This is a genomic window from Mesorhizobium sp. M1E.F.Ca.ET.063.01.1.1, assembly GCF_003998155.1.
Classification (GTDB): Bacteria; Pseudomonadota; Alphaproteobacteria; order Rhizobiales; family Rhizobiaceae; genus Mesorhizobium.
In genome coordinates, this window is sequence record NZ_RZSC01000131.1 from 1 (window position 1) to 11,206 (window position 11,206).

The window sequence follows — 11,206 nt, forward strand, 5'->3', positions numbered from 1 at the left end:
CTCCTGCCGCAATCGCCGGTGGGCACCGACGTGCTCCGCAGCCGCGTCGAAGCCGAGATGCACCATTTCGGGGTCAAGGAGAGCGGCGAAGAGACGCTGCTCGATAACGCTTACACCGTTCCGCAACTCTTCTCGCTTGCGGCAGCGCGGATCGAGACCTTCGAGGCGCCGCGCGAGCTCGGGCTGGACCGCACCTTCGACGGCTCGATCATCGTGCCGAACCTCTCCATCCCCCCGGCTATCGATCCCCGCACCCTGTTCGAGTTCGGCTCCTTCATAAAGCAGCGGGTGCACCTGGTCCTGCCCGAGCCGATCGGGGATGGCCTGCTGGTCCTCGCCGGCAACCGCGCCATGTTCACCAACGCAGACAATCTTTTCGGGGTCACGGTGCGGGACGCTCAGGGCGCCGACTGGCGACCGGATATCCTTGATGTCATCGACGATCGCGCCTTTGTCCTCTTCAGGCCAAACGGCGGAGAGACTGATCGCATCGTTGTCACCTGGCCGGTCGAGGCACCACTGGGCGTGCTCGGCCTGCGCGGATTGTCGAGCGCGGCGGCCGAGCTGGCGGCCTTCGAGCTCGCGGCGGTTGCCGATCTCTCGAACCAGCTTGCCAGCGCTACCCAGGACGGGCCGAAACTCACGATGCTGCCGCTTGAGGCTCACCGGCGAACCATCCTCGAGCCCGGGCACCTCTACCGACTGGATATCGACATGCTGTGGTCGGGCGAACGCTACGAGGCCGGGCAGACCAATGCGGCCGAGTCGCTGCCGGACCAGGACCTCTACCGCTCACAGGGCGAGGATCAGGCAACCACCCCGACGCGTCGTCAGCTGTTCTTCCGTACCGCCAGCAAGCGGTCCGGCAGCCCGCTGCTGATCGGTGCCGCCGGCTATACCGACTTCATCTTCAAGCACGTGAACAGCTTCACCCCCGAATTGCTCGAACGCTACCTCGCCGGCTACGAGCCGGGGCAGAGCGAGCAGTTCCGTTTCCGCAACGATCCGATCTCCGCGCATTTCACCCAGAGCCATGTCGCGGCGCTGGCCGACGCCTACGGCTTCGGCATCTCGACTGCGGTGCGGCGCATTGACCGGCCGGGGCCCGAGCACGACAGGCCGAAGCTGCTGTTGCCGAGCTGGAGCTTCGGCACCAACCGTGAGTTCCTTTCGGCGGTGGACAAGGTGCGCTTCGACGCACTGACCGGATCGCAATGTCCGCAGCCGATGCCTGGCGGCACGGCGACGGTCACTCCGGAACTCGAGCCCGAGGCCTGGTACGAGGCCTATGTCAGCGCCGATGTCGACGGCACCTCGCAGGGCAGGCTGCCAGGAGTCACGTTCAGAACCTCGCGCTGGCGCAATCCCGAGGAGATGCTGGCGGCGCTGGGCCTCGAGGTCACCGCCCCGACCGCGCTGCCCCCCCTGTCGGTGCTCGTTGGCGACCTCGCAGTAGACAGTATTGCGATTGGCGGCGGCGCAGTGATCGCGGACGACGACCAGGGTTTCCAGAACGCGCTCGCCGCGCTGGGCCTCGAGGGCTGGCCGGTGGCCATGTCGCCGCGGCTGAGCCGCATCTGGCACGCCGACGGCGCCGGCGCCTGGCTCTTCGCCGGCTTCATGCTGGAGTCGCCCGAACCCGTCCACCGCGCCGGCCGGCTGCACTTCGACGGTGCCGCGCTGACGCTCGAAGGCGCACCGCCGGTCACGTTCGATATCCGCAGGCGCGATCGTTCGGGCGCGCGGCTGCTGTTCCTCACCTCGACCCCGTTCCAGGTCCCGCCAGGGCCGCAGCAGGCGAGGCTCGTCCTGACCTCGAACCGCGGTCATGTCGGCAAGCTCACCCTGCCACCCCTGCCCGGCTTTGCGGAGGACCCCTGATGCCGTCAATCCTGGCCCCTCCCCAGATCCTGTCTGCCCTTGCCTTCGCGGTACAGCCAGGACGCGACAACGACCTGCAGCCCGGTACGCACCTGCGCATCTTTGCCGGGCTCGGCCCCAGCTTCCCCGTCGGCCCGCTGGTCGTGCGCGGCTTCACGGTCGGGGGCGAGCCCCGGCCCTGTTCGTTCTTCGCCCAGGATTCCCGGGGTGCGCCTGCCGGCGCGGACTTCGGCCAGGACCGGTTGCTCGAGGTAACCCTGCTGCTGAACGAGCCCGATAACTTCACCACATCCTCGATCGCGATCGACGAAAGCACGGCGTCCATTGAGACTGCCGAACTGCTCGATCATGCGGGACGCGTGGTGGGCGTGCGCGATCGCGGCCCCTTCGAGTTCTCCGGCCCGGTGCTGCGCAAGCTCAGGATCCGGGGAACAGGAAGGCTGAACATTCTCCAGCGGCTGATGCCTTTTGCGATGGCCGAGGAACTGCAGGCCGACCGCGGGTCGGTGCTGACAACGCTGGCCCTGCCGATCTCCGGCCGCTTTCCCTGGTACCTGGGGATCCAGAAGCGGGACGACGGACTGGAGCGGGTCAAGCGTGGGGCGCCGTTGCGCCTCAACCCGATGGACCGGCCATTCGGCAGCCTCGAGGGACTGTCACCCTCCGACGAACTGGACCGCGTCGTCGCGGCGCTTGGTTCACTGCATGTCGAGAATGATATCGATGCGCTGATCGAGCGGCTGGTCAGCACGCGCGAACCGGCCCCCTGGGCGCAGCAGGAGCGGATGCAGGATATGGGGGCAATGCCGACCGGCCGGGAGCAGCGGGCCGATATCGGGCGCCTCAGCACGCTGCAACTTGCGGCAGCCGACCCCGGCATCGCCCGGTATCTTGGCTTCGCCGACCGGATCGACGACCTCCCGGGCGGGCGATGGTCGACGCTGACCATCTTTGGCCTCTTCGCGGTGTCGCTCGCCGGGTACGGCGAACGTGGCCTGGACCTCTCCGCCATCGAGGGACATACGCCGACCAGCCACTTCGTCCGGGTCTATGCGGAGAACCTGAGGGCAGCCACCGGTGAAGACCACCAGCAAGCTGTGGCCGAAGCAGCCGAACGCGTGCTGTCGGCCGGCCTGGTGATCGCGCCGCTGGCGGCGACGCTCGACCCGGTATCGCCATGGCTTGCGCCAGTCCTGCCTCGCCCGCAGGTCTTCGAGAAGCACTGGCAAGGTATCAAGGGCACCGAACCCAGCCACCTCTACAGGGCGAACTTCGCGTTCGAAGACCTGCCGCTGGTTTCGCAGTGCGGGATAGCTCGCCAGGAGGCTGTGAGATGGGTGTCGCGAAATGAGCGCCTCGAGCACTTTGACCGTGCCGTCCCCCGCATTTTCGGCAGCGAGGCCGACCCGGCACAGCGGCTGACCGAGCTAAAAGCAACCCTCTCGAGCCTCAAGCCTGCGGGGCTGCTTTCCGACCACGACATCGATGCCGATGCCGGCCCGACCGACTTCGCGGTCTGGGCGTCGGACGTCTTCGGCCGATTCCCGGAAAACGTCGAGCCCTTCACGGTCGAGCCGCCCCCGCGCCCGAAGCCGCCGGCCCCGGTGCTGCGCTTCCATTTCGAGCGAAGTCCCGGCGTCATTCCGGCAGGTGCGTCGGCCGGCGTGGTCAAGGTCCGGATCGCGGTGCCCAAACCGCTCCCCGAGTCAGAACGCTTCTCGCCAGCCCGGATCAAGCAACTCGGCAGCGCCATCGTCGTGCCACGACTCGACGACCTGCGTGCTGGTTCGTTCGATATCGTGGCGCTCCGGCTCGGCATCGAGGAACTGAACGACGACCCGATCGACCTGAGGGCGCCCGGCATCATTGATCACCAGCTCCAGGTGCCTCAGGTAGTCGACGAGGTCACCAGGTTCGCGCTGCTGGGCCAGTACATCGATTCCGAAGGCAACGAATCGGAGGTCGCCAGCGTCACGTTCGAGGTCCGGAACTTCAGTGCGCCTGTGCTGCTGAAGACTGGCGTCGGGCTGTTCTGGTCAAGCGACCCGGGTCCCGGCCCTGAGGTCGAGGTGAAGCTCCGCTGGAATGCGGCGGACGGGTCACGGCACCGCGTCTATCTCGCCGACCAGGCAGCGATGCAGATCACTCCCGGCGACCTTGCAGGCGACCCGGAAGGTGCGACGTCCCGCGGCCTCGTGGCGGTCAAGGGGGCCGGTCGGGAGGGCATCAAAAAATATTTCCGGCTCCTCACCGATCCGCCGCTGGTCGCCCAGGGCGGGATCGCGACGCTTTCGACCCGCCTTCCCCGCAGCCTCGAGACCGTCCAGTTCCTGCGTGTGGTGCCGCTCGGATCGGACGGCGAGGAGGCGGATTTCGGCAAGTGCGGCATTGTTGCAGTCGCGGTGCCCGAAAGCCGGCAGCCGGCCCCGCCGCGTCTCGATGCCTCTGTCGATGCGGCCAACGGACAGGTGCTTCTCAGCGTCTCGACCGACGCCGTGGACGAAATCACGCTGGAGCGCGACGAACCGGGCCTGTTCAATCCCGGTCAGCGGGGTGACCGGCCGCCAGCGGCAACCATCCGCCGCGCTGTCGCCGGGGTCGCCGATCCCATCTATGCGCGTCAGATCGGCGTTCCGGCCGCCATGAGCCGCGACCAGGACACGGGTCGATACGCTGCCAGTCTGGTCGACGACAACAAAGGTCGGGGACTGGAGCCCTTCGTCAGCTATGTCTACTGGGCCGAGTGGCGCATGCCGCCCGAACGGCGGCTGCCGGCCGAGTTCGACGAGGTCGCCAGCGAAATTGTGCCGGTGGATTCCTCCGGCGCGCTGGACCGGCCGAGGCCCAAAAGCCCGCCTTCGGCACCCCGCGTCGTGATGCACATTCCGCAAGCGGCTCAGGCAGCGCCGGACAGCGCCGCCGTCCATGTCACGAAGCTGCCAGGCGCCGGCCCCGATACCATCGGGCTTCATATCCAGGTGGACAACCCGCCAAGGGCGCACAGACTGGCCGCGGGCCGTTACCGCCTGGCGGCGTGGACGAAGTGGGCCGGTGGGTCGATCGAGCCAATCCGCAACGCCGATGGACTCGTCCTCGATGGCGCCTGGCCCAGTATCGAGGGCGGGACGGTGACAACCGAGCTTCCCAAACCCGCCGGGGCGCCTGTGCAGCTGACCCTGATGGTGGCTATCGTCGATCCGGTAGACCGCCTCGGCGGCGTCACGAGCATTGTCATCCAGTAGATACCAAACCTTTCAACGACGGAAGTATGGACAATTTTCATACTGCAAAATGTTCTTAAGGGCCGGCCTTTCTATTTTGCTGCCGCACAGTAACCACACCGACCTAAAGGGAGGACCGGACGTATCCCGACCACCTGAAGAGTGCCCATTTCGCAGGCAACCCTGACGTGTTCCCGATCCTCAGCCCTGCACGACCGACGAGTATAACCCCTTGGGGAAAGAGCCGCTTTTTGACGCGCAATCCGAAGTCTTGTCCTGATTAATCACTCAAAGCCCCACTTGAGAGACTGTCGGCACCGACACAATACCCAGCGGTCAGACGAACAGCCTTGAATGCATCGTCCGCGCCTTGATTTTTGGAAAGCGCATCCTCAACAGCGCGTGTCTTACCACTCTGTTTTAAATCCGCAGTCCATATCGGATGTTCCACCAATCGCTTTATGTCCTGCTTGATAACCGCCCATTGTTCTTCGGTTATCGTCTTTTCAATAAAAGCCATATTTGTATCGGATGCCACCACACGATGCTGCGCAATTCTGAGCAAAAGCTCTGCTACATAGCCTAATGCAGCCTGGTATGCGATACGCTCCGCCCTTGTCTTTTCCTCAGGGAGCGCCGCTCCGACCAACGCCGGCTCAAACGCATACTCATACAGTATGTTCATAATACGCACGACATTGGTTGTTTCTCGCTCCCTCGCTTTTCTCATCTCTTCTCCAGCAAAGGTTGCTGACAGCGGAGCGCACATAAGGAGACGCTTCAAGACCTTATTCTGAAAAGCGTTTTCTTTTATTGATAGGCCGACAACTTTGTGTCCTTTCATCTCTATCCTACTGCGGAACTCAAAATCCTCTGCCTTCATAACAGAGTCGATTCTCTGCGCTTCGATAGCCTGCGAGGCCCGTTTTCTGTCAGATTGTTCGAGAGAACGAATGAACCCTTGCTCAGACGCTTATCTTGCCCAACTTTATCCTGATACAACTCAAGATAATCAAGAAGTTCGTCTGTTAGCTTTGCAGCTAGCTCAAATGGAGTCAGGGGTAGCTTCTTGATCTTGGCTTGAACCGAGTTGACCAAGACTGTCGCGGCAGCTCGCGAAAGGTCTAAATAGACTTTAAACGTTGCATGCGTCACCCCGTTGAGAGCCTTGGCAAGTGTCTTGTGCTGCCCATCGAACAAATAAAGCTTTTTGCCTTCTAATCGGCAAGCCGGCTGTTCATGCAATGGATTTAAAAATAGGTCCATTGAAATCGCGTGCAAATGGTTCAGCTTTACGTCACGCGGCTGAACCTCGGAGTCATTCCACAGGCAATCAAGCGTAAGTTCCACAAAACAATAGTTAAGTCGTGCGCTTCCTACACTCTCCGAGAATATTGGTACTTTCGGCTTTGTTCCATTCGGCAACTCGAACGTTACGGAGTCCTTTGATATTGTTGTATATACGTCCTTTGGCAAAGAATTGAGGAACTCTTGCGCCTTCGAGAAGGTAATGTGGGAGCCGTTTTCCTCATAGAATCGCCTAAAACGTAGAAATGGAGCCACATCGTTGGTATTATTATTTCTTTTCCACTTGTTGTACAACGAATGAGCCAAACGGATATTTGAAAACTCATGACCGCCCCCCTCTGACTGAGGGATGTGATGGTCGACTTCGATAGTGTCAGAGGCGCGGTTCAGTTGACCATCGCAAAGGAAGCATTTTTGCGAACTCTGCGACCACAATTCGTCTTCGACCTGCTCCGGCTTTAGTCCGTTGGCCGAGGCGATTTGGTTCTTAAGGCTTTTGGAGAGAATAATCGGCATGAGTTCTCAAGAGCGCTTCCTCGCCAGTCGGTTTCACCATGTTGTGGTCCAGCGGCGTGCCCTCCCTCGCGAGGGTTGGGCCACGCCTGATTAAGTTTCCAGTTGTCCGATTGGCAGGTCGGAACCGTTCGTTCCTCGCTGCAGAGACGGCAGCTCTTCAACTGCCCCTCCAAAATGGTCAGGCTCCAGATCAAGTAAAGTTGCTGATCTGGAGATCAGCCATCGCTGAAAGAGCTGACATCGGGGGGCTTAGTCTGGACATGTTGGATCAATCGAATCGTGTATCGTCCGCCGATGCTGCTCCCTCTGGCTCATCATCGCCCCGGCGTCTGTCATCAAAGCAAACAATCCGGCGGCCGGAGCTGCGCAAGATCGTTCCTCTTGCAGACTCAACCATCTACGAAATGGAACAGCGCGGCGAGTTTCCCCGCCGGTTTCACCTTACTTCGCGCTGCGTGGTGTGGAATCTGGCCGAGGTGGAAGCATGGATAGACGCGCGTCGCCGCGCATCTGAAACCGGCCTGCTGCACCGGGCGCCCGCCCCGGATGTGAGGCAACGGAAGACACGTCCGGTCAGGCAGTAGCTCTGCTCCGGCGCAGCACGGTCCGTTCGAACGTAGCCTGTCATCCCCTGTCAGGCCGATCTGGCGGCCCAGTTCAGCTCTGGTCGGCCGGGAGCAGTTCCAGGTCAGGCGGAGAGAGCTTCGGCACGTGTTTTCGCCCCTCGACCCAGGCATCGATCATGTCCGCCCATTCCTGCAGCATGTGGCGCCGCTGCTGGCCGTATTCCGCCTTGTTGTAAACGCCGCGCGACGAATGCCCTTCTTCGTGGGCCAGACACTTCTCCACCCAGTCTCGGTTGAAGCCCAGTTCGTTCAGCAGGGTCGACCCGGTCCGACGCAGGTCGTGAACGGTAAATGGCTCCAGTGAAAGCCCTTCCTTTCTGGCCCTCAGCACGACTGCCGTGGTGATACGATTGAATGTTGCCCGGGACATCGGTGCATCCGCATCATAGCGGGAGGGCAGAAGGTAACGGGAATTTCCCGCACAGGTCTTCAACGCGATCATGATGTCGAGCGCCTGCTGCGAGAGATAGACGTTGTGGGGTTTCGACCGCTTCATCCTCTCTTTCGGAATGGACCATAGCGCATTTTCGAAGTCCACTTCGTCCCATACGGCATCCTGGAGCTCACTCTTGCGGACCATGGTCAGCAGGATCAGGCGCAGCCCGAGCCGGATCGTGGGAAGTGTCGGAACGTGCTCAAGCTGCTTCAGCATGGTTCGGATCTCGGCTGGCGAGAGTGCCCGGTCCTTCGGCACGAAAGTCGCGATCGAGGCCGGGCCGACGTCGTCAGCCGGATTCGCTACCTTTTCGCCGTGCAGGATCGCGTAGCCATAGATCTGTTTGACGATGTCGCGTACGTGAATGGCAGTCGCGGGGGCACCGCGTTCCTTCACCTTTGCGCACAATGCGCGCAGATCGTCCGGCGTAATTTCTACCAGCAGCCGGTTTTGCCATACAGTCTTTATGTCGCGGTCGAAGATCGCGCGGCGCATGGCGCGGGTGCTGTCGGCCATCTGCGCTTCCCTGAACCAGCCCGCGGCAAACTCGCCAAAGCTTCTGGCCTCTTTCATCCGTCGCTTGTCGCGCTGCTTTTCCTGGGCTGGCGATACCCCTCCCGCTACCGTCCGGCGCGCATCGATACAAAGCTCCCTGGCGCGGGCAAGCGAAATGCCGGCCGGTCCATATCTTCCAAGCGTCAGGGTCTCGCGGCGGCCATTGAGGCGGTAGTCGTAGCGGAAGGTTATCGAACCCGACTTCTTGACGACGACGTACATACCGTCACGATCGGTGACCTTGTAGTCTTTGCTCTTTGATTTCAGGTGCTTAAGCGCAGTGTCGGTCAGCACGATGCTCTCCTCTGCAGTCGCAAAACATACAAAAAGGGGATCAGAATACCGTCAGACGAAATTTCGCCTGCGTGACGTCATTTTCCTGTTTTATTTCTGCCACTTAGGCTCAAGAAAATACCGTCAGAGGCCAAAATTGGCATGACGGTACCGCGATTTTGATGTTCGGGCAAGCAGGCGCATACCGTCATCGATACCGTCAAATGGTTGCGATGGGGGTCGATTGATGGCGATTGATCCCGAACAATTAACCATTTAAAATCAAGTTGTTATGACCACGTCTACAATAGGCCACAATAGTCCACGACGGTCGTAGAATCATTCCCACTCGATGGTTCCGGGCGGCTTCGAGGTCACGTCGTAGACGACGCGGTTGATGCCTTTCACCTCGTTGATGATGCGGGTGGCGGCCGCACCCAGGAAGTTCATGTCGTAGTGGTAGAAGTCGGCCGTCATGCCGTCGACGGACGTCACGGCGCGCAGCGCGCAGACGAATTCGTAGGTGCGGCCGTCGCCCATGACGCCGACGGTCTGCACCGGAAGCAGCACGGCGAAGGCCTGCCAGATGGCGTCGTAGAGGCCGGCCTTGCGGATCTCGTCGAGATAGATGGCGTCGGCCTCGCGCAGGATCTCCAGCTTCTCGCGGGTGATGCCGCCCGGGCAGCGTATGGCAAGGCCGGGACCCGGGAACGGATGGCGGCCGATGAAGCTCTCGGGCAGGCCGAGTTCCTTGCCCAACGCCCTCACCTCGTCCTTGAACAATTCGCGCAGCGGCTCGACCAGCTTCATGTTCATACGCTCGGGCAGGCCGCCGACATTGTGGTGCGACTTGATCGTCACCGACGGACCGCCTGAGAAGGAGACGCTCTCGATGACGTCGGGATAGAGCGTGCCCTGCGCCAGGAAATCGGCGCCGCCGAGCTTCTTGGCCTCTTCCTCGAAGACCTCGATGAACAGCCGGCCGATGGTCTTGCGCTTCTTTTCGGGATCGCTCTCGCCTTCGAGCGCCGTGATGAAGCGGTCGGAAGCGTCGACCAGGATCAGGGGCAGGTTGTAGTGCTGGCGGAACATCTCCACCACGCTTTGCGCCTCGTCCTTGCGCATCAGGCCGTGGTCGACCAGGATGCAGGTGAGCTGGTCGCCGACCGCCTCATGGATAAGCAGCGCGGCGACCGAGGAATCGACGCCACCCGACAGCGCGCAGATCACCTTGCCCTTGCCGACCTGCTTGCGGATCGCTTCGACCGCCTGCTCGCGATAGGCAGCCATCGTCCAGCCCGTGCTGAGGCCAGCGATATGGTGGACGAAGTTGCCAAGCAGCTTCGCGCCGTCAGGGGTATGGACCACTTCGGGATGGAATTGCACGGCGTAGAACTGGCGCGCCTCGTCGGCGATGGCGGCAAAGGGCGCCCCGGTGGACGTGCCCACCACCTGGAAGCCATCGGGAATGGCGGTGACGCGGTCGCCATGGCTCATCCAGACCTGGTGCCGCGTACCCTTGGCCCAGACGCCGTCGAACAGCGCGCAGTCGTCCTCGATCTCCAGGAAAGCCCGGCCGAACTCGCGGTGGTGGCCAGCCTCGACCTTGCCTCCGAGCTGGGCGCACATGGTCTGCTCGCCATAGCAGATGCCGAGCACCGGAATGCCGGCGGAAAAGACCTCGTCGGGCGCGCGGGGCGAACCGATGTCGACGGTCGAATGCGGGCTGCCCGACAGGATGACGGCTTTCGGCCGGACGCGGCGGAAGCCCTCGGAGGCAGACTGGAACGGCACGATTTCGCAGTAGACCCCGGCTTCGCGCACGCGCCGCGCAATCAGCTGCGTGACCTGGCTGCCGAAGTCGATGATGAGAACGGTGTCGGGATGTGTCGTCATGGAGGGCCTTTAAAGAAAGAAACGAGTCGACGCAATGGTTGTGCACTGCGGCCTTCGGTCCTTCCCAAGCCCTTAAGTAAGGCGGATCGCGCCGGATACAATCGCTTGCTCCAGCAACCCGATTGCCGCGGCCAGCTTCTCGTCGATGACGTGCAGATATTCGGTCCAGTCGCCGACATGCCTGAGATCGGCAGCGCCGTCGGAAATGCCGCGCAGGCCGATGAGCGGCACGCCGAACAGCTGGCAGGCGCGCAGGCAGGCGAAGGTCTCCATGTCAACCATGTCGGCGTCGATCGCGTCATAGGCGGCGCCGGTGACGATCGCGCCACCGGAGGACAGCGTCGCGCTCCTGATGCCGGGGATGACGAAGGGCAGCGGCACCGTCACCGGCAGGTCGAGGAACGGCGTCGCGCCTTTCTCGAAGCCGAGCGGGGAGGCATCCATGTCGCGGTAGCTGACCGACACGGCCTGGTAGATTTCGGTCTGCTCCAGCG

8 protein-coding genes are annotated in these 11,206 nt (G+C 62.2%); 3 read left to right on the plus strand and 5 right to left on the minus strand.

The genetic code is table 11. The features are described 5' to 3' along the window. The coding region (locus EOA29_RS41335; protein WP_210213137.1) for a hypothetical protein at positions 1–1,881 on the plus strand (1,881 nt) is incomplete at its 5' end. Further along, positions 1,881–5,123 (plus strand): hypothetical protein, encoded by a 3,243-nt coding sequence (locus tag EOA29_RS12515; protein ID WP_127220963.1) that lies wholly within the window; start codon positions 1,881–1,883, stop codon positions 5,121–5,123. The genes EOA29_RS41335 and EOA29_RS12515, both read left to right, overlap by 1 nt. Positions 5,124–5,382: 259 nt before the next feature. Here EOA29_RS12515 and EOA29_RS12520 read toward each other — a convergent pair whose 3' ends face one another. Together EOA29_RS12520 and EOA29_RS12525 are read right to left on the minus strand one after the other, a co-directional pair. Continuing rightward, on the minus strand, positions 5,383–5,985 hold the full coding sequence (locus EOA29_RS12520) for a hypothetical protein (protein WP_127220964.1): 603 nt from the start codon (positions 5,983–5,985) through the stop codon (positions 5,383–5,385). Further along, entirely contained in the window at positions 5,982–6,926 is a 945-nt protein-coding gene (locus EOA29_RS12525; RefSeq protein WP_127220965.1) for an HNH endonuclease, read from the minus strand. The genes EOA29_RS12520 and EOA29_RS12525 overlap by 4 nt, the downstream gene beginning before the upstream one ends. Positions 6,927–7,186: 260 nt before the next feature. On the opposite strand from EOA29_RS12525, the gene EOA29_RS12530 reads away from it, so the two are divergent. Further along, positions 7,187–7,510, plus strand: coding sequence for an AlpA family phage regulatory protein (locus EOA29_RS12530; protein WP_127220969.1), 324 nt, complete (start codon positions 7,187–7,189; stop codon positions 7,508–7,510). 73 nt (positions 7,511–7,583) lie between these two features. Here EOA29_RS12530 and EOA29_RS12535 read toward each other — a convergent pair whose 3' ends face one another. From EOA29_RS12535 to EOA29_RS12545, 3 genes are all read right to left on the minus strand, one after another. Next, a complete protein-coding gene (locus EOA29_RS12535) occupies positions 7,584–8,837 on the minus strand; it encodes a tyrosine-type recombinase/integrase (RefSeq protein WP_127220966.1) in 1,254 nt (417 codons plus the stop codon). A 318-nt stretch (positions 8,838–9,155) separates the two neighbouring features. Further along, positions 9,156–10,712 carry a glutamine-hydrolyzing GMP synthase gene (gene guaA, locus EOA29_RS12540; protein ID WP_127220967.1) on the minus strand — a complete coding sequence of 519 codons (1,557 nt, stop codon included), beginning with the start codon at positions 10,710–10,712 and terminating at the stop codon, positions 9,156–9,158. 72 nt (positions 10,713–10,784) lie between these two features. Beyond that, a partial coding sequence (locus EOA29_RS12545; RefSeq protein ID WP_127220968.1) for a 5'-methylthioadenosine/S-adenosylhomocysteine nucleosidase occupies positions 10,785–11,206 on the minus strand: 422 nt, incomplete at its 5' end.

Excerpts from the sequence above, each read along its gene's own strand:
- EOA29_RS12530 (WP_127220969.1), top strand. The coding sequence starts at position 7,187 with ATGTTGGATCAATCGAATCGTGTATCGTCCGCCGATGCTGCTCCCTCT.
- EOA29_RS12525 (WP_127220965.1), bottom strand. The coding sequence starts at position 6,926 with ATGCCGATTATTCTCTCCAAAAGCCTTAAGAACCAAATCGCCTCGGCC.
- guaA (WP_127220967.1), bottom strand. The coding sequence starts at position 10,712 with ATGACGACACATCCCGACACCGTTCTCATCATCGACTTCGGCAGCCAG.
- EOA29_RS12515 (WP_127220963.1), top strand. The coding sequence starts at position 1,881 with ATGCCGTCAATCCTGGCCCCTCCCCAGATCCTGTCTGCCCTTGCCTTC.
- EOA29_RS12520 (WP_127220964.1), bottom strand. The coding sequence starts at position 5,985 with ATGAAGGCAGAGGATTTTGAGTTCCGCAGTAGGATAGAGATGAAAGGA.